The organism is Shewanella sp. 553, from assembly GCF_059338375.1.
Genome location: NZ_CM181701.1, coordinates 1,899,264 through 1,924,415 on the forward strand (window position 1 = coordinate 1,899,264; position 25,152 = coordinate 1,924,415).

The 25,152-nt window shown below is 45.7% G+C and carries 23 protein-coding genes; 7 read left to right on the forward strand and 16 right to left on the reverse strand.

The window, feature by feature from the left end; translation table 11 throughout:
- The first annotated feature begins 132 nt into the window (after positions 1-132).
- The 3 genes from AC5YBZ_RS08595 to AC5YBZ_RS08605 all read left to right on the forward strand — a co-directional run bounded on the left by AC5YBZ_RS08595 (position 133) and on the right by AC5YBZ_RS08605 (position 4,782).
- On the forward strand, positions 133-1,218 hold the full coding sequence (locus AC5YBZ_RS08595) for an efflux RND transporter periplasmic adaptor subunit (RefSeq protein WP_494524762.1): 1,086 nt from the start codon (positions 133-135) through the stop codon (positions 1,216-1,218).
- Complete coding sequence (locus tag AC5YBZ_RS08600) at positions 1,215-4,313, forward strand: efflux RND transporter permease subunit (RefSeq protein ID WP_494543683.1); 3,099 nt, start codon at positions 1,215-1,217, stop codon at positions 4,311-4,313. The genes AC5YBZ_RS08595 and AC5YBZ_RS08600 overlap by 4 nt, the downstream gene beginning before the upstream one ends.
- Positions 4,314-4,464: 151 nt before the next feature.
- Positions 4,465-4,782 (forward strand): hypothetical protein, encoded by a 318-nt coding sequence (locus AC5YBZ_RS08605; protein WP_494519164.1) that lies wholly within the window; start codon positions 4,465-4,467, stop codon positions 4,780-4,782.
- 94 nt (positions 4,783-4,876) lie between these two features.
- On the opposite strand, the gene AC5YBZ_RS08610 is transcribed toward AC5YBZ_RS08605, so the two are convergent.
- The 14 genes from AC5YBZ_RS08610 to AC5YBZ_RS08675 form a co-directional block, all read right to left on the reverse strand.
- Complete coding sequence (locus AC5YBZ_RS08610; protein WP_494519163.1) at positions 4,877-5,107, reverse strand: DUF2897 family protein; 231 nt, start codon at positions 5,105-5,107, stop codon at positions 4,877-4,879.
- 16 nt (positions 5,108-5,123) lie between these two features.
- Positions 5,124-5,861: an 8-amino-3,8-dideoxy-manno-octulosonate cytidylyltransferase KdsB gene (gene kdsB / locus AC5YBZ_RS08615; protein ID WP_494519162.1), complete on the reverse strand. Its 738-nt coding sequence runs from the start codon at positions 5,859-5,861 to the stop codon at positions 5,124-5,126.
- A 76-nt stretch (positions 5,862-5,937) separates the two neighbouring features.
- On the reverse strand, positions 5,938-7,008 hold the full coding sequence (kdnB, locus tag AC5YBZ_RS08620; RefSeq protein ID WP_494519161.1) for a 3-deoxy-alpha-D-manno-octulosonate 8-oxidase KdnB: 1,071 nt from the start codon (positions 7,006-7,008) through the stop codon (positions 5,938-5,940).
- Positions 7,009-7,094: 86 nt separating this feature from the next.
- The gene (kdnA, locus tag AC5YBZ_RS08625; RefSeq protein WP_494524765.1) at positions 7,095-8,279 is read right to left on the reverse strand and encodes an 8-amino-3,8-dideoxy-alpha-D-manno-octulosonate transaminase KdnA; all 1,185 of its coding nucleotides are present in this window, start codon (positions 8,277-8,279) and stop codon (positions 7,095-7,097) included.
- A gap of 204 nt (positions 8,280-8,483) precedes the next feature.
- Positions 8,484-9,095 carry a carbonate dehydratase gene (gene can, locus AC5YBZ_RS08630; RefSeq protein WP_494519159.1) on the reverse strand — a complete coding sequence of 204 codons (612 nt, stop codon included), beginning with the start codon at positions 9,093-9,095 and terminating at the stop codon, positions 8,484-8,486.
- Between the two features lie 111 nt (positions 9,096-9,206).
- Positions 9,207-10,043 (reverse strand): alpha/beta fold hydrolase, encoded by an 837-nt coding sequence (locus AC5YBZ_RS08635; RefSeq protein ID WP_494543684.1) that lies wholly within the window; start codon positions 10,041-10,043, stop codon positions 9,207-9,209.
- Positions 10,044-10,068: 25 nt separating this feature from the next.
- Positions 10,069-10,746, reverse strand: a complete 678-nt coding sequence (locus AC5YBZ_RS08640) for a M15 family metallopeptidase (RefSeq protein ID WP_494519157.1) — start codon at positions 10,744-10,746, stop codon at positions 10,069-10,071.
- A complete protein-coding gene (gene dapE, locus AC5YBZ_RS08645; protein WP_494519156.1) occupies positions 10,740-11,870 on the reverse strand; it encodes a succinyl-diaminopimelate desuccinylase in 1,131 nt (376 codons plus the stop codon). Before dapE ends, AC5YBZ_RS08640 begins: the two co-directional genes overlap by 7 nt.
- Positions 11,870-12,211: an ArsC family reductase gene (locus tag AC5YBZ_RS08650; RefSeq protein WP_494519155.1), complete on the reverse strand. Its 342-nt coding sequence runs from the start codon at positions 12,209-12,211 to the stop codon at positions 11,870-11,872. The genes dapE and AC5YBZ_RS08650 overlap by 1 nt, the downstream gene beginning before the upstream one ends.
- Before the next feature lie 268 nt (positions 12,212-12,479).
- A complete protein-coding gene (crr, locus tag AC5YBZ_RS08655) occupies positions 12,480-12,989 on the reverse strand; it encodes a PTS glucose transporter subunit IIA (RefSeq protein WP_494519154.1) in 510 nt (169 codons plus the stop codon).
- 67 nt (positions 12,990-13,056) lie between these two features.
- A complete protein-coding gene (ptsP, locus tag AC5YBZ_RS08660; RefSeq protein ID WP_494519153.1) occupies positions 13,057-14,763 on the reverse strand; it encodes a phosphoenolpyruvate--protein phosphotransferase in 1,707 nt (568 codons plus the stop codon).
- Between the two features lie 13 nt (positions 14,764-14,776).
- Positions 14,777-15,034 carry an HPr family phosphocarrier protein gene (locus AC5YBZ_RS08665; RefSeq protein WP_494519152.1) on the reverse strand — a complete coding sequence of 86 codons (258 nt, stop codon included), beginning with the start codon at positions 15,032-15,034 and terminating at the stop codon, positions 14,777-14,779.
- Between the two features lie 31 nt (positions 15,035-15,065).
- Positions 15,066-15,461 carry an ACT domain-containing protein gene (locus AC5YBZ_RS08670; protein ID WP_494519151.1) on the reverse strand — a complete coding sequence of 132 codons (396 nt, stop codon included), beginning with the start codon at positions 15,459-15,461 and terminating at the stop codon, positions 15,066-15,068.
- A 110-nt stretch (positions 15,462-15,571) separates the two neighbouring features.
- Positions 15,572-17,200: a methyl-accepting chemotaxis protein gene (locus AC5YBZ_RS08675; RefSeq protein WP_494524767.1), complete on the reverse strand. Its 1,629-nt coding sequence runs from the start codon at positions 17,198-17,200 to the stop codon at positions 15,572-15,574.
- Between the two features lie 454 nt (positions 17,201-17,654).
- On the opposite strand from AC5YBZ_RS08675, the gene AC5YBZ_RS08680 reads away from it, so the two are divergent.
- The gene (locus AC5YBZ_RS08680; RefSeq protein WP_494519149.1) at positions 17,655-18,341 is read left to right on the forward strand and encodes a DUF3334 family protein; all 687 of its coding nucleotides are present in this window, start codon (positions 17,655-17,657) and stop codon (positions 18,339-18,341) included.
- Positions 18,342-18,518: 177 nt separating this feature from the next.
- Here AC5YBZ_RS08680 and AC5YBZ_RS08685 read toward each other — a convergent pair whose 3' ends face one another.
- Positions 18,519-19,139 (reverse strand): 3'-5' exonuclease, encoded by a 621-nt coding sequence (locus AC5YBZ_RS08685; protein ID WP_494519148.1) that lies wholly within the window; start codon positions 19,137-19,139, stop codon positions 18,519-18,521.
- An 88-nt stretch (positions 19,140-19,227) separates the two neighbouring features.
- Positions 19,228-21,312: an elongation factor G gene (fusA, locus tag AC5YBZ_RS08690; RefSeq protein WP_494519147.1), complete on the reverse strand. Its 2,085-nt coding sequence runs from the start codon at positions 21,310-21,312 to the stop codon at positions 19,228-19,230.
- Positions 21,313-21,699: 387 nt separating this feature from the next.
- On the opposite strand from fusA, the gene AC5YBZ_RS08695 reads away from it, so the two are divergent.
- The 3 genes from AC5YBZ_RS08695 (at position 21,700) to AC5YBZ_RS08705 (ending at position 25,128) form a co-directional block, all read left to right on the forward strand.
- Entirely contained in the window at positions 21,700-22,068 is a 369-nt protein-coding gene (locus tag AC5YBZ_RS08695; RefSeq protein WP_494519146.1) for a hypothetical protein, read from the forward strand.
- Positions 22,069-22,308: 240 nt separating this feature from the next.
- Positions 22,309-23,709, forward strand: a complete 1,401-nt coding sequence (locus AC5YBZ_RS08700) for a DEAD/DEAH box helicase (protein WP_494519145.1) — start codon at positions 22,309-22,311, stop codon at positions 23,707-23,709.
- Between the two features lie 204 nt (positions 23,710-23,913).
- Entirely contained in the window at positions 23,914-25,128 is a 1,215-nt protein-coding gene (locus tag AC5YBZ_RS08705) for an RsmB/NOP family class I SAM-dependent RNA methyltransferase (RefSeq protein ID WP_494519144.1), read from the forward strand.
- Positions 25,129-25,152: the final 24 nt, after the last annotated feature.

Sequence of the window (25,152 nt, forward strand, 5' to 3'; positions counted from 1 at the left end):
CCATTGTAATGCCTTGTCGTACTGTATCTGAGTATCTTACGTATTAAGTTTGTAACCAAAAGTAAAACCCCTTGATGCGTATTGAATCCTAGGTAAACTACCGTTAACAAAATGATGCCATTCGGAAGATTGATGAAAAAAACTATAATATTCTTAATCATATTAGCGGCAATCGCTGGCGCCTATTATTATCAAACCCAGTCTACAGACCAGGTCAGAGTAAAAGCTAGGCCTATACCCAATGTCGTTATTGCCAAGGTAGCAATGCAGCCAATCCGAGATGAGGTTGAAGCATTAGGCACAGGCAAAGCAAATGAATCGATAACCGTGACACCTAAAGTGACCGACATGATCACCGAGATTAACTTTGACGACGGTGACATTGTTGAAAAGGGCCGTCTATTGGTGCGTTTGCAAGACCGAGAGCAGATGGCCAGTGTTACAGTGGCGCAGGTTAAGATGAACGATCACAAAAGGGAGTTGGCACGGATTAGCTCACTGGTGACTAGCCAATCGGTTGCCGCACTTGAGCGGGATCGACTGCAAACCTTAATCGACACCGCTAAGGCCCAATTAGAGCAAGCGGAATCGGCGTTAAAAGATAGACGCATACTGGCGCCATTCTCAGGTCGCTTGGGTTTACGCCAAGTCAGTGAAGGCAGTTTGGTCACTCCCGGCACAGTGATCACCACCCTAGATGATATCTCCACCATTAAACTGGATTTTTCGGTGCCCGAGCGTTTCTTACAGTCACTTAAAGTGGGTAAGACGGTGGAAACCAGTGCGGTTGCCTATGATGGCGAAATGTTTAGCGGTAAAGTGGTCTCCATCGATAGCCGAGTCAATCCCACCACCCGCGCGGTCGTCGTGCGCGCCGAGTTGCCTAATCAAGATTTACGTTTACTACCTGGGATGCTGATGAAGGTAAAACTTATCAAGCAAAACCGCGAAGCGTTAATCATACCCGAAGCGGCGATTATCCCGATCCAACGCGATCAATTTGTCTATCTCGTGAATGAGGACGATGTGATAGAGCAACGCCAAGTTAAAATAGGTATTCGTAAACGTGGCTGGGTAGAGGTTATTGATGGCTTAAAAGTGGGTGATCAGGTTGTGACCCGCGGCATTTTAAAAGTCCGTCCCGGTGATGCAGTTAAAGTGCAGATGAGCGAAAACTTTAGTTTTCTTCAGCAGGCTAAGGTGGAGCCCTTAGTATGATCTTAACGGATTTGTCAGTAAAACGACCGGTCTTTGCTTCCGTTATTAGCATCTTGTTGATTGTCTTCGGTTTGGTAGCGTTTGAGAAACTGCCGCTGCGTGAATACCCTAATATTGATCCCCCTATCGTGTCGGTCCAAACTAACTATCGCGGTGCAAGCGCCGCAGTGGTTGAAAGTCGCATCACCCAGTTGGTCGAAGATCGTATTAGTGGTGTCGAGGGGATCCGCAACATAAATTCATCGAGCCGGGATGGACGCTCGTCTGTGACCTTAGAGTTTGACGTTGGTCGAGACATAGAGGCGGCTGCGAACGATGTGAGAGACCGCATCTCAGGATTACTTAATAATCTACCCGAGGAAGCCGATCCGCCAGAGGTGCAAAAAGCCAATGGCGGCGATGAAGTGATCATGTGGCTTAACTTGGTCTCAGATCAGATGAATACCCTACAACTGACCGACTATGCGCGGCGTTATCTAGTCGATCGATTCTCGGTTATTGATGGCGTGGCCAATATCCGTATCGGTGGCGGTAAGGTGTATGCCATGCGGGTGTGGATCGATCGGCAAGCCTTAGCGGCACGTAAGCTGACGGTGGCGGATATTGAACGAGTGCTACGCTCAGAAAACGTTGAGTTACCCGCAGGCTCGGTCGAATCTCAAGATCGTCATTTTACTGTGCGTTTGGAGCGCAGCTTTAAAAATGCTACCGATTTTGCCAATTTAGTCTTGGCTGAAGGCGATGATGGTTATCTGATTAAGTTAGGTGATGTTGCCCGAGTGGAAGTGGGATCAGAAGAGGAACGCATCACTTTTAGAGGCAACAAAGAGTCGATGATAGGTCTTGGTGTGTCTAAACAATCGACCGCCAACACCTTAGATGTGGCGCGAGCGGCTAATGCATTAGTCGATAAGATTAACCCCACCTTACCCGCGGGGATGGAAATTAAGCGTTCATACGACAGCTCGGTATTTATCGAAGCCTCGGTTGAAGAGGTGTATCGCACCTTATTTATTGCCATGTTTTTAGTCATAGTGGTGATCTACCTGTTTTTAGGCAGTGTGCGCGCCATGTTAATTCCGGCCTTGACCGTACCTGTATCGCTAATGGCCACGTTTATCGTGCTTTACGCCTTAGGTTACACCATTAACTTGTTAACTCTACTGGCGATGATTTTAGCCATTGGTATGGTGGTTGATGATGCTATCGTGGTCCTAGAGAATATTCATCGACGCATTGAACAAGGTGACTCTCCGTTAAAAGCCGCTTATTTAGGCTCACGGGAGGTGGCATTTGCCGTAGTCGCGACGACGCTAGTGTTAGTTGCTGTCTTTATGCCAATCACTTTCCTAGAAGGTGATTTAGGTAAGTTGTTTAAAGAGTTTGCAGTTGCCATGAGTTCTGCAGTGGTGTTCTCAAGTATTGTGGCGTTAACCTTAAGTCCGATGATGTGCTCTAAGTTACTCAAACCTGCAGAGCAAGACTCTTGGTTGGTCAAAAAAATAGATGCTGGGATGGCACGTTTAACTCATTTTTATCGAGTTACTCTGACCAAGGCGATGCAGCATCCTTTTGTAGTGTCGTCTCTGGTAATTATTGCACTTGCTAGCAGCGGTTGGTTAATGACTCAGGTTCCACAAGAATTTGCTCCTCGTGAAGATCGTGGTTCTATGTTCTTAATCGTTAACGGGCCTCAAGGTGCTAGCTTTGAATATATCACCCCCTATATGGATGAGATTGAGTCAAGGCTGATGCCTTTGGTTGAGAGCGGAGATATTAAGCGTTTGCTTATCAGGGCGCCGCGCAGTTTCGGTCGCAGTGCCGATTTCTCTAACGGAATGGCGATTATCGTATTAGAAGATTGGTCACAGCGACGTAGCGCCTTTGAGATCATCGGTGATGTACGTGCACGGCTAGCCGATCTTGCCGGGGTACGTGCTTTTCCGGTTATGCGACAAGCGTTTGGGCGCGGGGTGGGTAAACCTGTGCAGTTTGTCTTAGGTGGTCCTAGCTATGAAGAGATCGCTAAATGGCGAGACATCATTTTGGAAAAAGCCAAAGATAATCCTAACCTTATTGGCCTAGATCACGACTATCAAGAAACCAAGCCGCAGCTGCGAGTGGTCATCGATAAAGATCGCGCCGCAGCCCTAGGGGTATCTATTTCACATATAGGTCGAACATTGGAGTCGATGTTAGGCTCAAGACTCGTGACGACCTTCATGCAGGGCGGTGAAGAGTATGATGTGATCATTGAAGGGGAGCGAGATAATCAAAACACCGCTCATGATTTAACTAACATCTATGTTCGCTCCGACCGCACCAAGGCTCTGATCCCGCTAGCCAACTTAGTGTCGGTGGAGGAGTTTGCCGATGCAAGCCAGCTTAACCGCTACAACCGTATGCGCTCAATTACCATTGAGGCGAATTTAGCCGATGGCTACAGTTTAGGTGAGGCGTTAGATTACCTTAACGAGATGGCTTACACCTATCTACCCGCTGAGGCGATCATTAGCTATAAAGGGCAATCGTTGGATTATCAAGAGTCGGGGAGCTCAATGTATTTTGTCTTCCTTCTGGCCCTTGGGATTGTCTTTTTAGTTCTGGCTGCGCAATTTGAAAGCTATGTGCATCCGATAGTGATCATGCTGACAGTACCGCTTGCCACCTTAGGCGCACTGATAGGGTTATGGCTGACGGGACAAAGTCTCAATATTTACAGCCAGATTGGCATTATCATGCTAGTTGGCTTAGCGGCTAAAAATGGTATTTTGATTGTTGAATTTACTAACCAGCTACGTGACAAAGGTATGGCGTTTCAACAGGCTATTCTGCAAGCATCAAGCCAGCGTTTACGCCCCATTTTGATGACGGGGATCACCACTGCGGCAGGGGCTATTCCCTTAGTCATGGCGCAAGGGGCAGGCGCTGAAACACGTTTTGTGATTGGGGTTGTAGTGTTGTCAGGCATTGTGCTGGCGACCATCTTTACCTTGCTTGTGATCCCCGTGGCCTATTCATTGTTAGCACAAAATACCGGCTCGCCAGAAGCAATTAGCCGGCAGTTAGCGCAAGAGTTGCAAGATCCTCATTAAGTTGTAGCTATTAATTAAAGAGCCAACCTTGCTAGGTTGGCTTTTTTTATCTATACGTTTTGCTAATTAACAGCGTAAATAATGTTTTGTATGATGAGACTAAGGACTTTTTATCGCCTAAGGCGATGCAATCAAGGAGCATGTTGAGATAATGGAATCCATCATTAATATGGCAGAGGCAAACATTCAGTCATCGATAGTGGCAGCTCAAAAGGGGGTGGTTCGCTGTGATGGTCGACTGACCAAAACACGGCATTACCTGCAGTTTGAACCTTTTAATAGGTCTGCTACCATTGGACCTTATCTATTACCATTAATTGATATTGTTAATGTTGATACCTGTTGGGGCAAAGGGGCGGGGATTTTACCTATTACACCTGATGGTATCGAAATCACCTTAAAAGATGGCAGCCAATATCAATTTATAGTCGGTGAACCACAACTGTGGATCGCACGATTATTAGGCTAGAGATGGGAGAAAAGGCTTAACCAATGAGTAAGCCTTTTGTAACACAATGCTAAAGGTAGACCAGCATAGTTGCGATTAGCGATTGAGCTTGGCTTTAACGCTTAGGTGTGACGTCATTGTCGCTATGATCATCTTGATTTTGTGCTGTCGTTTGAGATGAGTCATCTTCGTCCCGTTGTTTACGCTTCTCAGATGTAGTTTTTTGAGCATGATCTTTACCAAATTGAGTCATTTTAAATTTAGCACTGTATTTAAGCACAGCAAGATTGCTGACGATTACAGCGATAACTAAGATGATGATTAACCAAACTTCCAGATTCGACATGACCCACCTCTTGTTGTTAGTCGACCGCTAAACGCGCTTCGCAGATGCGAATATCTTCAGGGGTGTCAACTTCTGGTGAATCAAATGCACTGATCGCCACTTTGATTTTATAACCGTATTCTAAGGCACGTAGTTGTTCTAATTTCTCTAAATTTTCTAGGCGGCCTAAAGGCAGCTTAGCAAACGTCGAGATGAAGGCACGAGTGTAACCGTAAATGCCTAAATGTTTATAGGCTGGATAGTCGTTGGTATCACGGCCAAAAGGGATACGAGCACGGGAGAAATACAAGGCATTATAATCGTTATCAAACACCATTTTAACGTGCATAGGATCGTTTAACTCACTCTCATTAGTGATTTCAACACCTAAGGTTGCCATATCAAATTCACCTGGGTGGCGCTCAAATAAACTGACGATCTGCTCAATGGTGATGGGATCGATAAGCGGTTGATCACCTTGTAGGTTAATCACTAAGTCATCGTCTTTTAACCCCAGTTGAGTGATGGCATCTTCAATCCGGTCAGTGCCCGATGCGGCATTCTCATCTGTCATAACAACTTGACCACCAAAGGATTCTACCGCCGCTTTAATGCGTTCATCGTCAGTGGCCACATAAATCGCGGTGATGCCTTTTGCCAATGCGGCACGCTCGTATACGTGCTGGATCATTGGTTTACCGTTAATCGGAGCTAGCGGTTTGCCGGGGAAACGACTAGAACCATAGCGCGCAGGGATTAACAGAGTTACATTCATTATAGGTACCTATTTTTGCAAGTAAGTGGCCTCAAGATAAAAGGCTCATATAGAGCCTAATTCGTGAGGCCGGAGGTTAGATACGACGGAACAGCTTAGTAAGCATCTCGTCGGTGACTTTTTCTTCCCATCCGCTACCGTAAACATTATCCCATAATGGACCCATGCTCTTAGTAACAGCGACCATCTTAGCGATGGTTTCATCAGGAAGATCTTTACAGATATTTTTGGGGAGCACGATATTGTGCTTTTTCATCATATGGCGAAATTCCGCTACGCCTTCAGGATAAAACTCTTCAAGTACGTCAAAAGCCAAGCAGTTACCTATTCCATGGTGGTAGCCTAATACATAGCCTAGACCATAAGAAACAGCATGGCATGCGCCGACTTGGCTATATGCGATACTCATCCCACCCATATATGACGCCATCATAAGTTTGTCATCTTTTTCTGGGTGATCGCCTAAGAAAACCTCGCGGCAAAGATCCATCGACTTTTCAGCAAAGGCTCGGGCAAATTCGTTGAGGTAAGTGCCTTGTAGTGACTCAACGCAGTGGATATAACAATCCATCCCAGTGTAAAACCACTGTTCTGTGGGTACGCCTTCGATGAGCTCAGAATCCATGATGATTTGATCAAATACGGTGTAGTCTGAATTTAAGCCTAATTTTCGCACCGGCCCACATAATACCGCAGTACGCGATGCTTCTGCGCCTGTACCCGATACGGTTGGAATACCTACATGATGCACCGCTGGGTGGTTAATCAGATCCCAGCCTTGATACATAGCAGAGCCCCCTGGATTGGTTAACATCAAAGAGACAGCCTTAGCCAAATCCATGGTAGAACCGCCGCCTAAACCCACCACACTGACTGGGAGCTTCGTATTAAACTTTTGAACTTGTTCAGTTAATGCGTCAACTTGTGCCGTTGTTGGCTCATCATCAACATTGACATAAATGGTTAAATCTTGTGCTTTTGCCGGGACGCGTGCCGCTAAGGGTTTATGTTGATGAACATCATCGACCAGAAACACGACAAAGTCATCGGCTTGCTGGCGCTCCGCACCAACTACCTTATCAAGCTCAGCGAATGAGCCTCGACCAAAGATCATCTTAGGAACACACTTAAAATTTTTAAAACTCATTACCACATTCTCCTTTGGGATTAGTACTGTAAGAGCTGGCTTCGCAGTTGGTATAGGGTTACTGCGCGGCGGGCATAATAGGTGTTTTAAGCAAAAGCACGCTTAATGTTTTCGATGCGTTGCTTGATCTCATCCTCTGTCCAAGAGAGTTTGATCAGCATCGAGATAGTACGACTCATGATGGCATCAGATTTTGGAACTGCAACCTGAGTGTAATCAGGTTTATCTTTTATGAGAGTGATAGGCAAGGCCGCTGGTGATTTAAGCTCTTGAATATGTTTCCAATTACGTAAGTAATGCCAGTTATTGACATACCAGTAGAAGCAGCCGTCAACCCCATTTTCTGCTAGCTTTTTATTGATCTCAATCGTGCGGGCTTCGGTGGGCATCATAAAGGTTAAGAAACCAGCTGAGTCGCCTTCGGGGTCGGGAATTTCCCGAAATGAGACTTCTGGTAATTCAGCCATGGCCTCTTTTAGCCATTTTTTATGCTTACGCTGGATCTCAATAATCTTGTCAAGTTTACGCAGCTGCGCCAGCCCCATTGCTGAGTTCATTTCTGAAATGCGAAAATTTAGCCCCATAATAGGGTGGCCTTCGGCACCGCGATCATTACCCACATGATCATGACCATGATCTGAGAACATATGAGCATGATTATAAATGGTGTCATTATTGGTGATCACCGCACCGCCTTCACCGCAAGTGATGGTTTTAACAGAGTCAAACGAGTAACAACCAACATCACCAATGGTGCCTAGTGCTTGACCTTTATAACTGCCGCCAATGGCTTGGCAAGCATCTTCTAAAATCACTAAGTTGTGTTTCTCGCAGATGGCTTTAATGTCGTCCATCTTCGCCATAGAACCGCACATATGCACTAAATTAATTGCCTTGGTGCGTGGAGTAATCACCGCTTCAATCCCTGCTGGCGATAGGCAGAGCGTTTCATCAATTTCAGCAAAAACCGGCACGGCCCCTGCCATGAATACCGCTTCTACTGATGCCACAAAGGTAAATGGCGGTACAATGACCTCATCGCCGGCGCCAATTCCCGCTGCGGCCATAGCCGTTTGCAGCGCTGCGGTACCGCTTGAGACTAAGTGAGCATGTTTTACATTCATTTTTTCGCAAAGCAAGGTTTCCATCTCACGCGTTTTCCAGCGGTCATTACGCATGTGATCGAAGTTATATCGAAAGGTAAATCCGTTTTCCATTACATCTGCAACTTCTTGCTTCTCTTCAGGACCAAATAGTTCAAAACCAGGCATTGAAAGTTTCCTTAGCGTTCGCTGCGCGCACTGCGCGAAAAAAGATACTCGATTATAACTGGGATAGGAGGGGAACTGCGATGTTTATTAAGCAATATTTATCTGAAATAGCTATTTTTTAGCACAACTTTAAGGCTGAATATAAAAAGCGCACTATGTGTAAATCGTGCGCTGACTTATTTTACTAGCTCATCAAACGTAAGCTTAACGTCGATTAAAGATATCTCTATCAACGGTGACATCGAGATCGGTCAGTAAGCCATTTTCGACACCGTAAATCCAGCCGTGTACAGCCACATTGTGGCCACTCTCCCAAGCATCTTGCACTATGTTTGTGCTGACCACATTGCCTACCTGTTCAATGACATTGAGCTCACATAAACGATCGAAGCGGGTCTTTTCATCAAGCTGAGCGAGCTCGCTGTCGTGCAGTCGGTAAATATCACGAATGTGGCCTAACCAGTTGTCGATCAGCCCTAAGCGTTGTTTGCCCATCGACGCTTTAATGCCGCCGCAGCCATAGTGGCCTACCACCATAATGTGTTTTACTTTGAGCACTTCTACCGCGTATTGCAGTACAGACAAACAGTTTAAATCTGTATGGATAACCATATTGGCGATATTTCGATGTACAAACACTTCACCGGGCATCAAGTCGATTATCTGGTTAGAGGGGACTCGACTGTCGGAGCAGCCGATCCACAGATATTCTGGGTTCTGCTGTTGTGCCAGTTGCTGAAAAAAATCAGGATTCTCTTCGAGAATTCGGCCCGCCCAGCGGCGATTGTTGTCAAACAGGGGTTTAAGTAGTTTCATTTTATAACTATCGTGTCTTTCTAAAGGTTTTTCGCTGGGGATCTTAGCACCGAATATTAGCTTGGCTGGTCTATTCAGTGCTAAATACAGTAAATACTTTTATATCAGTGCTTAGCCTTTTATGTGCTGAGTATGAAATGCTAACAGATGTTGATTGACTAGCTCAGCTTGTTCAAGGTTGGCCATGTGGTCCGCTTGCGGCAGGTGAATATAATGGCTGCCATCAATGGCATCGTGCATCAGGTAACCTTCGAGTATGGGGTGCAGTCTGTCATCAGTACCTGTCATGATAAGACAAGGTAAGGTTAATTGCTCAATATCTTCCATGATATCGCGCCTACCATGAAGGATGCGGCCTAAGCGGTATAGCGAGTCGATACGCTCAGGTGCAATGGTGCTTAGCTGTTGTTTGAAAGCCTCAATTAACCGCGGATTATCTTGCTGCGCAACAGCGCTAAAGTAACGTGTTGCAAGCTGGTCGATATTGTCACTAGAGATGGATTTAGCCAGATTTATCTCATCGAGCATGGCGTAATAGTTAGCGCGGCTTACTTCGGGTTCAAAACCGAGAAAACAGCCCAGCAACACCAGGCTGTTCACCCGAGCGGGGGCGAGTAAGGTGAGTTCCGCTCCCCACATGCCACCAATACCATGACCAATAATGGCAAAGGTGTCGATATTGAGTCTGTCGAGCAAGCTCAAATGGTGCTCGGCGAGCTGTTTAAGTGAGCGGCAAGAGGCTGGCAGGTTATCAGACTGACCATGTCCCCACAGATCTGGCACGATACAGCGGTAATCTTGACTGAGTGTGGTCAGTTGCGCCTGCCATGTTGTGCTGTCACATAGATAGCTGTGACCAAATAACAATACCGGACCTTGGCCTATATCAAGGTAGTGCATGGTATGACCGTCAATAAGCTGGGTGTGTTGTGTTGGATGTTGGTTCATGGTGGCTCAATATAAAGTATAAAGGTTAGCCCACAGGAGAGGGGGCAACATGAAACACATAGTGGCTGACTAAGTGTTCGAGTCTAGCTAATATCGTGCTTTTTAATGCTATAGGTTGCTGCGACAAGATAGCTGCTAAGGTGCGAATATCGAACGCAGCTAGATTATCGTTAGCTTTAGGATAATAACTCAAATGCCATGGCTCAGGGCTGACGCCGCTTAAGCCCGCTTGAAAGGGGAAATAAAACCCAAAATCGCCACTGTAACGGGTGAGCCAAGTGTGCAGCGCATGGCAGGGGCCATGGGCTTGATATTCGCTGGGCACAAGTTGCAACTGCATACGCGCTATTTGATGAGCATCAAATACGTCAATATCAGTCCCCCAGTGGTGGCGTGATGTACCAGGCAGCGCTGACCAATGTAGGATGGCATCAATTAATTGATCCTCGCTCAGCTGACCGATATCGATAGGCTGTGATTGCGCATCGAGTACCGTACGTTGTCCCTTAGCTTTGGCGTTCCATATGGTGAGTTGCCGTGCAAAATCGCGATAAGCGGAGCCAATTTGCAGTGCAATATTGTCTTTGGCAGCCGCGGCTTGCATCAAAGCAAATTGATGAGCAGTATCACTTTGTAATTTATGGCCTTGATAATCAATAAGCAGATTATTTTCAAGGCCATAAAGGTGGCCAGTGCTCAGCACAATAGCTTTTCCAGTATGCGCTGGTATATCAAGGCCAGCTGTTCAATATCGGCGACTTTAACGCATTCATTCACCTTGTGGATGGTCGCATTTACCGGGCCGACTTCAATGACTTGGGCACCTGTAGGCGCAATAAAACGGCCATCAGAGGTGCCACCGGAAGTTTGCGGATCGGTATCGAGAGTGGTGTGCTCTTTAATGGCTTCTTTGGTCGCTTGCAGGAGTGGTCCATCTTCGGTTAAAAATGGCAAGCCGTTGTAGATCCAACTGATATCATAATCTAAGCCGTGTGCATCGAGTATGTTAAGCACACGCTGGATCAATATCTCGGCGGTCACCTCGGTCGAGTAACGGAAATTAAACATCACCTCAAGGGTACCTGGGATCACATTCGATGCGCCCGTGCCGCCATTAATATTGGCGATTTGGAAACTGGTTGGCGGAAAAAAGTCATTGCCTTTATCCCAAGTCATGCGCGCCAATTCATCCAGTGCGGGCGCGGCCTTATGAATCGGGTTATCGGCTAGATGAGGGTAGGCGACATGGCCTTGAATCCCTTTGACCGTCAAGTTACCTGTGAGGCTACCACGGCGACCATTTTTGACTATGTCACCTAACTTATGGGTCGATGAGGGTTCACCTACCAATGACCAAGTGATTTTCTCGTTGCGCGCTTCGAGTGTGTCAATCACGCGTGGCGTACCATTAATAAATGGACCTTCCTCATCACTGGTGATCAAAAAGGCGATTGAGCCATGATGGTTGGGGTGTTGCTCAACAAAGCGTTCGGTGGCGACCACCATGGCGGCGAGCGACCCTTTCATGTCAGCTGCGCCGCGTCCATGCAGATAACCGTCAATCACCACAGGGTCAAAAGGGGGCGTATGCCAGCGATTGAGATCGCCAACAGGAACCACATCAGTGTGACCCGCAAAACAAAACAATGGGCCATCATTACCGCGTCTGGCCCACATATTGGTGGTGTCTTCAAACACCATTGACTCAATATTAAAACCTTTCGCGGCTAGGCGGTCCGCCATAACCTGCTGACATCCTTCGTCGAGTGGGGTGATAGACGCACGGCTAATCAGATCTTGTGCCAGCGTTAAGACATCTTGAGTCATTAGCTAAAGATCTCCTGGTATTGCTCGGCTTTAAAGCCAACCCATACCTTACCTTGAATGACTAATACCGGACGCTTAATCAAAGTCGGGTGTGCGAGCATCAATTCAATCGCTTTGTTTTTGTCTATGGCGGTCTTATCGTCATCACTCAGATTTCTAAAACTGGTGCTACGTTTGTTAAATAACGTCTCCCAATTTAGAGCATCGACCCAAGCTTCTAAATCATCTCGATTTAAACCATCCTCACGAAAATCATGAAAAGCAACTGCTTGTTGATGTTGTTCTAACCACTTACGGGCTTTCTTAACGGTATCGCAATTTTTAATGCCATAAAGGATCAAAATGGGTCTCCTTGCTATTTGAGTTGCTTTATCACTGGGCTATGAATCATCATTGTGTCATTGTGTGTAGTTCGGCTCAAGCGTTACGATAGGCGGTAACAATAAATGATATAAAATCAGTCGATTTGCGTGAAGGCTGTAAGATTATTGCATCATTTGGCCGCAATGATATGTTGGTTATATTAAGAGGAAAGGGCTGTTTTAACAAAGGTATCTGTAATTGTTAAGCGGTAAACCCTAAAGCGGGCTTTAGGGTTAAGGGAGATGCTCACAACTGCACTGAAAAGATTATGTCTTTACCTGCCTCGATAGAACCTTGATGCTTATCAATACGCTTAATATCTTCCATATTGGCCAACACCACAGGAGTCAACAGACTTTCTACATGGGTTTTCAGATAATCGAGATCAAACTCCAATATAGGATCGCCCATCTTCACTTGCTGGCCTTCTTCGGCTAAGCGCTTAAACCCATTACCGCGTAATTCAACTGTGCCGACACCAAAATGCACAAATAACTCTAGGCCATGAGGCGACTCAATGCTAAAGGCGTGATTTGTTTCAAATATTTTCCCGATAGTTCCATCGATTGGGGCTAATATTTGCTTGCCCTTTGGGGCGATAGCTATGCCATCGCCGACTATTTTTTCGGCAAACACCACATCGGGTACTTTCTCTATCGCCACAATTTCACCCGAAACGGGGGCGAATACATCTATGCCACCACTGACAGGCGGCTGGCCAGACACTAAACGCCGAATTCGACTTAAAAATCCCATTAATTTTCCCCTATGCTGATGCACAGCTGAACGGTGAATATGTTTTCGATAGCATACTCAAAAATTATCAAGAGTGACAGCGTGTTAACAACTCATTTAGTGTATCTATGCGCGAAATCACTCTAGCCTGTTGCGCCAGTTCGACACACTCGGTATAAGTCCAGCGGCTGAGCTCTTGTTTTATCTCTAATAGCGCGGCTAAGTTGACGCTTAACTCATCAATGCCAAGGCCTACCAGCAGGGCGGTGGCGCGTGGGTTACTGGCTAATTCGCCACATAATGAGACTGTCACCTTGGCTACATTGGCTTGGTTAATGGTTTGACTCATGAGCTTGACGATAGCTGGTGAGAGTACCGGGTAGCGTTTAATCAGCTCGGGGTTACCTCTATCCGCTGCCATTGCATATTGAGTTAAGTCATTAGTCCCTATGCTGATAAAGTCCAGCAGTGGTAACATCGAATCGAGATTTAATACCGCTGCGGGGGTCTCGACGACGATACCTATCGATAGTGGACCATAGCCCTTTTCTTGTTCAATGAGCTCAGCTTTACACTGGTCGATAAGCGCCAATATGGCTTCAAGATCTTCTACTTGATTGACCATGGGGAACATTAATCGAATCTGCCCCTGATTGGCTGCTCGCAAAATGGCTTTAAGCTGCGTGCAAAATAGTTGGGGATGGGCGAGGGTGTATCGTACACCGCGTAGTCCTAATGCTGGGTTTTCTTCCACGGGCATCGATAAAGCTGGTACCTCTTTATCAGCGCCGATATCGATAGTACGAATAGTCAGTGTTCTACCGTCAAGTAGCTGCAATGCATCACAATAGAGTTGATATTGTTGCTGCTCATCGGGCAGTTGTTGGCGGTTCATCAACATAAATTCGGTGCGAAATAGCCCAACGCCCTCACCGCCAACTTCGCTAAGATGATTAATTTCGCTGATGCAGCCAACGTTAGCCAGTAGGGTAATCGCGTGACCATCTGCGGTTTGAGTAGGTTGGTTTTTATACTTAAGAAGTTCAGTTTTGCGTTGTGATGCTTGTTGCTGGGCGAGTGTCAGTTGAGTGATCTGCTCAGCATCTGGGTTGATATACAGTAAGCCATTGAGGGTATCGATGGCGAGGGGGGTGCCATCGGCGATATCCTCAAGCTTGCATTCACAGCCCACCAGAGTGGGGATATTGAAGCTCCGGGCTAAAATTGCGCTATGGCTGGTAATCCCCCCCGTCTGCAACACTAGACCAGCGATGTTATCTAACGGTAACAAGGCAAATTCTGCAGGGGTGATATCTTTGGCGATCACTATGCTGTTACTGGGCAGCTGGGTTAATGTACTGCATTTACCCGTGAGCAGTGTGGTTATAACTCTTTGGCCTAACGCTAAGACATCATCAGCGCGACTGGCTAAATAAGGGGAATCCAGCGCCTGCAGTGCTTGAGCTTGCTTAGCAAAAGTATGCTCCACCGCTAATGCCGCTGAAAACTGTTGCTGGTATATTGCCGTGTGCAGTTCCGCTTGCAACTCTGCATCTTCTAACAGCAGTAAATCAGCCTCGATTAGTTGGTAATGTTCACTACTGGGAGCGAGATGCGCTGCGCTGCGCTTGATTTGGTGAATTAATGAGGCGAGCGCTTTATCGAGTCGTGCTTGTTCAATGCCCAGCTGCGCAGGCGGTAACAGATGGTAATCGAGTTGGCTGTTATAAGGGGAGAGCACTTTCGCCTGCCCAAAGGCAATTTCCCCCGCCACGGCTATACCTGTAATGCTCATCTTCAATTCCTTGTTAACTTAAGGTGATCAGCAGTGCAGAGACATGCTCTACCGCTTGTTGTGCTTGGTCACCGTCCGCACTGACGGTGACAGAAACACCTTTATATAAGCCTAATGTTTGTAGCTTAAACAAGCTCTTGGCACTAGCATGTTTGCCTTGACACTCGACGAGGATATCACAATCGTACTGTTTCGCCGCTTTTACTAATAACGCCGCTGGACGGGTATGAATGCCGTGCTCAGCCATGATGGTCACTGTTTTTTGGTACATAAATGGACTCTTTTAACCAGGAAAAATACTGCTACTCACCTTGATAATGAATGATCTGATAATTATTTTTTTTGAGCGCAGTGATGGCTATGTCAAGCTTATTCTTTTTAACCAGTAGATAATCAGTATCGAAGGTTGAAATAGCAAAAATACTCACTTGTGCCTTAGCTAGGGTGGCGGAGACATTTGCCAATATACCTGTCATTGAAAAACCAAGCGGCCCCACGACTTCAAAGCAACGCCAATCATTTTCCTGCTCAAGACTGTTTAAGGCTAATGTGGCTGGGACCACCACAGACAATTCATCTTTGGTTTTCCCAATAAAAAACATTGGTTGATGTAACACGGCAGGATCAAGTATTGCATCAGGACTAAAGCTGTGGATAGTGTAAAGCTGCGGGTGAACTGCCAATGTCATGCGCGCCATAATCCTAGCTCTCGCTTAAGGGGGAGTAACAATAACGTTAAGCTTATCACAGTTTACTTAAAAAAAAGGAGCGCTAAATCGCGCTCCTCTATCTGGTATAGGCTTTAGCCTTACACTTTAAATTGCCCCAAGATCTGGGTACTTGTCTGACTTATTTGCTTAAGTGACTCCGCTGCTAGGCGATTACTTTCGTTAGCTTTTACTGAGACTTCTGATAGTTCGGTTATGCTACAGACGTTACGATTAATCTCTTCTGTCACCAAAGATTGCTCCTCTGTCGCGCTGGCCAATTGAGTATTCATATCGCTGATATGGGCGATTAACTCCAAAATGGCGGTGAGTGAGTCACCAACCGCTTGGGCTTGAGTCTGTAGCTGTTCAGATTGGCCTTGATTTTGATTGTTGCTGGCGATAACACTCGCAACACCGGTTTGAATATCAGTCACAATTTTTTGGATTTCATTCGTTGAGTCTTGAGTACGGTTGGCTAATGCACGTACTTCATCGGCGACTACGGCGAACCCACGACCATGAGTTCCTGCACGAGCTGCTTCGATAGCGGCATTGAGTGCCAGCAAATTAGTTTGGTCTGCGATGCCTCTGATCACCTCTAAAATATTGCCAATTTGCTGTGAAGACACCCCAAGATGTTCGGTGATCATCTCAGCACTGCGCAGCTCTTCCACCAGCTTATGGGTATTACGAACCGTGCTATCCATTTGCGTTTTACTGTCAAGGGCTTGTCGTTTGACACTGTTTGCGGCATCGGCCGCTTGCTGAGTATTACTGGCCATCTCTTGGGTGGTCGACAACATTTGGTTTATGGCGGTGGCAACATTGCTGGTTTCTTGATGTAAGTGATCGACACTGGCATTGGATTCGCTAACTGCATTAAGTAAACGATCGGCGTCTTGGTTAAGATGATGTCCTACCGGTTGCAGCTCTGCGACCATATGATTGATTTTACCGACAAAAACATTAAATGCTTTGGCCAATTCAACCACTTCATCTTGACCTATAGTAGGCAGACGTTTGGTTAAGTCACCTTCACCTTGGGCGATATCATTCATGGCATCAATCGCTTGGGTCAATGGTGCACTAATGGAGTGATTAAGCACCAAGAAGAAAGCAAAAATAGGTAGAGAAATCAGCAGCATAATGCCTAAATAGTCATACATCACACTGATGGTTGTGTCATTGACATCGCTCATGTAGCCATTTGTTATCAAGGTCCAGCCCCAAGGCGTAAAAGTTTGGGCACTGACCAATGCCTGTTCTTGGCTGCCGTCACTGGGGTTGAGCATATCGATCATATGTTGAGCGGTTTCGCCGTGCTGTGCCTGACTTAACAGCTGTTTAAAGGCCTCAGCATGACCAAGAGCCTGGATCGATTGACCGATTAAATCAGTATTGCCGCCGTGAGCGATAATACTGTTGCTGTCATCAAACAAGATGAAATAACCATGTTGGCCATATTGAGCGTGATTAACCAGTTCGGCGGCTTCGGTTTGTGCTGCAGTAGCACTGATTTTACCTTGTTCCACTTGGAAATAATGCGACTTGATGATGCTTAACATGGTGGCGAGTTGGGCATTGTTTTGTACCCATTTCTCATTAATTAAATTATTGCGTTGCTCATTAATTGAAAAACTAGCAAAAACGAACGTGCCAATTGCGGCAAGTACTAGCATAAAAATTAGCCGTTGCAGTATCGTAAATCGTCTAAGAATCGCGAGCATGATGTCCCTACTTATGTTGCAAGCCATTATCTACAGCCAATATACCTTGTCATCGGTGGGGGCGAGAATGAATAGTCGATTTAAGCGGTTATAATTATTAAATAATTGATCAAGTTCACGAAATATATATTCATTGGGTCGCCTTACTACTAAGGTCTACTTTAGCCAGCTGAAATGGATTTTTTATTTAGGCAGGAGTTGTTAATAGATTCGTTAAACCCAACTGTCAGTCGGCGGCGTGATATGAGTGTGCAAGCCTAATACCTTAGATAACACAGACAAACTTGGTAATAATAAAGCGCAGGTGAAGTGAATTCGAGCAGTGACTTAAGTCAAAAGTTACTATTTAGTCATTAGCTTAGTGATTAGACAGACTAATATATTGTTTTAGCTTTGATTTTTATGGCATTTACGCGCAGAATTAAACATTGTATTTTTTGGAATAAACGTAACGATGACATCTCAAGTGATCACCTCAGATGATATTTTATTAAAGCTTTGCCACTCGGTTTCTCACGTGCTGTCGAGCGCCACATCGAGCCCAGTCTCGCATGCTGCCATGGTGCAGAGTATTAATAAGACCTGCTTAAAACCTGATCTAGGTTGTTTCTCTATTTTCGATGGTGGTTTCTCTGGTTTAGTGGTGATCAACTTCTCAGCTAAGGCGGCTATCGAACTTTATCAAGCTTATATGAAGCAGATGGGGATGCCTGAGTCTGAGTTAGCCTTCTCACATACCTCAGATGAAGTCGCCGATATTATGGGCGAACTGATGAATCAGATTTTAGGCGACTTTATCGTTAAGGTGAATAAAGAACTACAAACCTCGATTAATCAAAGCCAACCTAAAATGCTCACCATTAATAAAGAGCTGACCATTTCCATTGATACCAACCTTGATGAAGCCGTGGCAAGGCGTGTGGCATTTAAGACAGCGCAACACCATATTTTTTACCTTGAATTTGCCATGGATAAAACCGAATTTATTAAATTGGCAGATTTTGAGCATGATGAAGAGCACGATCCCGATGCGCTATTGGCACAACATGGTACCGGAGCGTCGACGTCTTGGGCTAAATCGGTCAATCAAGCGGTGGTGGTCGACGATACTGATGACTTAATGAAGGAGTTGGGTATTTAATTGACACTAGCGTTGACCGCTATAAAACTAACGGCAGGTCAGCTTCGCTGGGAAAGTAAGAGTTACTTTAAAGTGTCAGTATAAAAGTGACGCTCAATATAATGCGGCCATGCCAGTGTATTGAAGCTAATAAACGTTATCGCTTGTCCGTGATTAAATGAGATAGCTTGTAGTAATTTACTTATTTGCATATTTGGCAAAGAAACGCTCAAGGTTAGCTTTGGGCTGTTTCTGCAATGCCGCCATCATCGCAAAACTTGGCGCATGGCACTGCCAGTGTTGGCATAAGGTGTCGAGAATATGTTGCCATAATAACGCCGTCATCTCTGCATCGGCTAATGCGCGGTGAAAGTCACCTTGTTGCTCGATACGATTATGAGCCACTAAGGTGGATAGTTGATGATTACTGGCCTCTGGGTAAATACGTCGAGCTACCAACATTGAGCAGGCAAAACGGCCAGAATAGTGGCGGTGTATCCGTGCCAATTCAGCATCAAGAAAGCGCTGGTCGAAACTGGCATTGTGTGCGATGAGGTTAGCGTCACCCATGAAGTCGGCAAAATCATGCATCACGACGTTACTACTAGGCGCCTCGCTTAACATGGCATTGGTAATGCCTGTGTACTGCTCAATAAAATGAGTGATCTTGAACCCCGGATTAATTAACTGCTGAAAACGGTCAACAATCACACCTTGCTGCAATTTCACTGCACCAATTTCGATGGCGCGATCACCCTGAGTAGGGGAGAGACCCGTGGTTTCGAAATCTAATACCACAACGCTGTTTGCACTGTTCATCTTATTGTTTATCCATTAAAAAAATAAAACCCTGACGATTTACATCGTCAGGGTTTTTAAGTTTAAGAATTAAGCTAAAAAGTCAAAATTACTTCTTAGCGTTTCTTTCTTTAACTTCAGCAATAACTTTCTCAGCTACGCTGTTTGGACATGGTGCATAATGAGCGAACTCCATAGAGAACTGACCACGACCAGATGTCATTGTACGTAATGAGCCGATGTAACCGAACATTTCTGATAGCGGTACGTCTGCTTTAATACGAACACCAGTAACACCAGCCATTTGGTCTTTGATCATGCCACGACGACGGTTAAGGTCACCAATCACATCACCAACGTTGTCTTCTGGGCTGAATACATCCACATTCATGATAGGCTCAAGAAGTTGTGCACCGGCTTTAGGCATTGACTGACGGAATGCACCTTTAGCTGCGATTTCGAACGCGATAGCTGACGAGTCAACTGCGTGGAAAGCACCGTCGGTAAGTTCTAGTTCAACGTCAAGCACAGGGAAACCAGCAACAGTACCGGTATTCATCATGCTGGCGAAACCTTTTTCAACAGCAGGCCAGAATTCTTTTGGTACGTTACCACCAACAACTGATGACTTAAATGTAAAGCCAGAGTTTTGCTCGCCAGGACGGATAACATAGTCAATTTTACCAAACTGACCAGAACCACCTGATTGCTTCTTGTGCGTGTAGCTATCAGCAACTTCTTTGGTGATAGTTTCACGGTAAGCAACTTGTGGCTCACCCACAATTAGGTCAACACCGTAAGTACGTTTTAGGATATCAACTTTGATGTCTAGGTGAAGCTCACCCATACCTTTAAGGATGGTTTCGCCTGAGTCTTCGTCAGTTTCTACGCGGAATGATGGATCTTCAGCGATCATCTTACCGATAGCGATCCCCATTTTCTCACTGCCGCCTTTATCTTTTGGCGCCACAGCGATAGAGATAACTGGCTCAGGGAATACCATGGCTTCAAGAGTACAAGGGTGCTTAACATCACATAGTGTGTGACCTGTTTGTACGTTTTTCATGCCAACGATAGCGATGATGTCACCCGCTTGTGCGTATTCAAGTTCGTTACGCTCATCAGCTTGCATTTCACACATACGACCAATACGTTCAGTCTTACCCGTTGCGCTGTTAAGGATGGTGTCACCCTTCTTAAGCTTACCAGAGTAGATACGTACGAAGGTTAGGGCACCAAAACGGTCATCCATGATTTTGAATGCAAGTGCTTTTAGTGGCTCGTCTACAGAAACTAGGGCAACTTCACCTGTATCGTTACCTTCTTCATCAGTCAGCGGCTGAGGATCAACTTCAGTCGGTGCTGGCAGGTAGTCAACAACTGCGTCTAGTAGTAGCTGCATACCTTTGTTTTTAAATGCGCTACCACAGTATGTTGGGAATAGGTCAAGATTACGTGTACCTTTACGGATACAACGCTTGATCTCTTCAATAGATGGCTCTTCGCCTTCCATGTAAGCTTCCATCAGGTCATCGTCTTGCTCAACAGCAGTCTCGATTAGCATTTCACGGTATTCTTCAACTAGGTCAACCATGTCAGCTGGTACGTCTTCGATGGCGTAGTTTTCTGCTTCACCAGAATCATCCCAAACCCATGCTTTACGAGTCAGTAGGTCAACAACACCTTTGAACTCATCTTCGATACCGATTGGCAGAACCATAACTAGTGGCGTAGCCGCTAGTACGTCTTTAGTTTGCTTAACAACGCGTAGGAAGTCAGCACCCATACGGTCTAACTTGTTTACGAAGATGATACGAGCAACACCTGATTCGTTCGCATAACGCCAGTTGGTTTCTGATTGTGGTTCAACACCACCAGAACCACAGAATACACCGATACCACCATCTAGTACTTTAAGAGAGCGATATACTTCTACTGTAAAGTCAACGTGGCCAGGGGTGTCAATAACGTTAAAACGGTGGTCTTTCCAAAAACAACTTACAGCAGCAGACTGAATGGTAATACCACGCTCAGCTTCCTGTTCCATGAAGTCAGTTGTAGATTCACCGTCATGAGTTTCACCGGATTTATGGATTTTACCAGTTAGCTTAAGGATACGCTCAGTTGTAGTAGTTTTACCCGCATCAACGTGAGCAAAGATACCAATGTTTCTGTACTTTGATAAATCAGTCATTTTTCTACTCTATTGGAGTTACGTTCTAAAATTCGGGGGGAAGTATATCAATACTTTTAGAATTGTTTTATAGATTTTTCTTAAAATCATTCAATTTTGCCCAATTAGGTCAACTTTCTCCTTATACATAAACGATTACCCCTAGCTACAAGCCTTGTCATGCCTTGGGTTGGTGCTTTTTTGTGCGTTTGGCGCGAGCCCATTTATCACTTATATTATTTTGTTTAAATGTAAGCCGCTTTCAGCACTGAAGATTATGTGGTGATGGTGATGCGTATTCAATGGCGGTGTTTTGTAGGTTATTGGACCGTGCACTGTTAACATAACGAACGGCCTCTTGTCTGGCGACATCATCGGCAAGGGGCATCATCTATCAGGAGTATTAGCGTGGCCATTGAACACAGTGACATCACCGGGCTGTTGAGCGAGCTTAACTGCAGAACTAATTTTACGGTTAAAAAAATGACCGAATATATGTTACCCGAGTTAAAAGAGCCTTTTTATCTCTACGGCGCTGAAAAAGATTGTCTCTTGGTTATTCGTCCGGCCTATGAAGTGTTTTTAACTGAATTGACAGCTCTTGATGGGGTAAAACATAAAACAGGGTTCGTACACCATAGTGAGATGACTCGTTTTCCTAAGCGAGTACAAAAGAGTCTTAACGGTATCCATTACGGTTTAGGCTTTAAATTTGCCGATGCAGCCGCATTAACGCGTTTTATTACCCGGTTAATTGCGATTAATCAGGGTCACTAAGTCGATTTTATGATTGGCTCAGTCACACACAGTGGAGTGACTGGCCGCAAAGGGTTTTATACACTTGCTGGAGTTCTGTTATAATCCGCGCCACGATTGTGGTGCCGCTTCTTGATAGACTTGTTGATTAAGTTAGCAGGGCTACAATCTATTTAGCTAATTTTTTTGTCCCATTTTGCGTTTAATGCTGCCTTGCAAGGCGCCTTGAAGTCAGGTTTAGGACTCACACTGAGATTTTACATGTCATTTTCATCACTTGGGTTTGCTACACTCGGGCTAAACCCCGCCATAATTACCGCGCTTAACGAATTAGACTATTCGACCCCAACACCTATCCAAGCCGAAGCGATTCCGCTGGCGATAAAGGGGAAAAATTTGATTGCCGCAGCCCAGACCGGTAGCGGTAAAACAGCCAGTTTCGTGTTGCCTATTCTGACTCGTCTAGCAACCGGTGAGACGCAACGTAAAAAACGGGCGCGGGCATTAATCTTAACTCCCACGCGCGAGCTAGCTCTGCAGGTCGACAACAGCATTGCGCTGTATGGTAAATACCTTAACCTTAAATCGATGGCGATTTATGGTGGTGTGGAGTTAGCGGCGCAAAAGCAGCAACTCATTGATGGCGTCGATATTGTGGTGGCCACCCCTGGTCGCTTAAGGGATCTTTACACCCAACGCGCGATTCATTTTGATGAAATTGAAGTGTTAGTGCTTGATGAAGCCGACAGAATGCTCGACATGGGCTTTATCGAAGATATCACTAAGATCATCGATAGTTTGCCACAAGATAGGCAAAACTTGTTGTTTTCGGCGACCCTATCGCGTCAGGTTCGCGAATTGGCAAAAGAGACCGTTCCCAATGCCATTCATTTGTCGGTGACTAAAGATGAGTCAGCCAAGCCCAATATCGAGCAGTGGATCACCACAGTCGATAAAGATAAAAAGTCGGCCTTACTGAGTCACCTTATTCAACAACATAATTGGCCGCAGGCGCTGATCTTTATCGAGACCAAGCATGGCGCGGCGAAGTTGGTTAGCCAACTCGAGAAGCGTGACATTGAGGCCGATTGCATTCACAGCGGCCGCGCTCAGGCGATCCGAGAGCAGATCTTAGCCGACTTCAAGGCGGGTAAGATTAAGTATCTTATCTCCACTGGAATATCTGCCCGTGGCATCGATATTGATAATCTGCCTTTGGTGATCAACTATGACTTGCCATTCCCCGCCGATGAATATGTACATCGAATTGGCCGTACCGGTCGTGCTGGTGCTCAAGGGCAGGCGATATCACTCGTGTCTAAAGATGATTTTAAAAATTTATGTATGATTGAAAGTCGCTTGGGGCATTTACTGGAGCGCCGAGAAATAGAAGGGTTTGCGCCGCGTAAAGCCGTGCCAACCTCAATTTTAAATTATCGACCTAAACAGCGTGTAGAAGGCGCTTTATCGGCAGATGACGGTAACAAAATGCCACAAAAGAGTAAGGGCCAATCAACCTGCAGCATTCAAGGTGATGGTAATAAGGGCCGCTCAGGGTCTGTTCGACATCAACCGGGTGCCAGTAAAACTAACTCTATAAGTAAAAAGGCTGATAATGCCACTTCACAGCCTAGCTTTAACCCATGGACCGATAAATCATAACCTGACGTTATTAGCTGAAATGGTGGCCTTAAGATATCAATAAGCATTCACATGCTTGTTGATATCAGTGCAGACAGCTTAGGTAATACGTTTATATAAGTATCAAACGTTATTTATTTTTATCACATTAGCTACGCGCGTTGTACTTGCGTATTGGCGCGCTAACTCCTATGATCCTCCCGATTTTTCTTAACAGGCTTTATCATGCTAAACGCGTCACTCTCTCCAAGTTCAACCGAATTAGTTATTAATGTACTCACTATGGTGCTCAATGAGGGGAAACCCTTAGATAGAGCCTATTCGCATCATTTTTCTGGGCTAAAGTTAGCGCCTTCAGAACAGGCGAGGATCACCACCGTAGCGGGCGATTTATTACGTCGGTTAAACCTGTATTGTTATTTAGCAGATATGGCGCCAGTAGATATTGAACGTTTAGGTTCACGGTTACTTAATGCTTGGCATATGTTCCATGGGCTTGAATTGCCCAAATTGCCATATACCTTGACGATAGAGCAAGCCGATTTTGACCAGCGTTTAGCGCATGCCAAGCTTGACCAGCCGCTGTTTGATGGTTGCCCCGAGTGGCTCGACGAACTCGGCGTGGCACAAATGGGCAGCCTTTGGGCTGCTGAGCGCGCCGCATTAGCCATGGCGCCACAGCGATTTTTACGTACTAATTTATTGAAGTGTCAGCCAGAAGAGTTACAGCAAAAATTGGCTCGCGAAGGGGTACAAACTCAGCGCGTTGATGGCGTAGACACGGCGCTACAGGTGACATCTGACTCGGCACTGTTTCGCACCGATAGTTTTAAAGCGGGATTATTTGAACAGCAAGATGCAGGTTCACAACTGGTTGCGGCAGCTGTGGACGCCAAACCTGGCATGCGCGTCATTGATGCATGCGCCGGTGCTGGCGGAAAAACCCTGTCGATCGCAGCGCAAATGCAAGGTAAAGGTCGCTTGTTAGCGATGGATGTCGAGCAGTGGAAACTCGATAGCCTTAAGCAACGCGCTCGACGTGGCGGCGCACATAATGTCGAAACTCGGATCATTGCCAGCAGCAAAACCATTAAACGCCTAAAATTGACCGCCGATAGAGTCTTGCTCGATGTGCCTTGCTCAGGCCTTGGGGTCCTTAAGCGTAATCCCGATGCTAAATGGCGTGACACTCCAGAACGTTTACCTGTGCTGGTGCAGCTGCAAAAAGACATTTTGCAAAGTTATAGCCGTATGGTCAAAGTCGATGGCATATTGATTTACGCCACCTGTTCGATAATGCCACAAGAAAATCGTCAACAAGTGGATGCGTTTTTGGCCGCCAATCCACACTTTAGCTTTATCGATGATGAAACCATCAGTGTGGCTGAGTCAGGATTTGATGGTTTTTATCTTGCTAGAATGAAGCGTGATGCCGAATAACCTGATGAGTAAGCGCAATAAAGT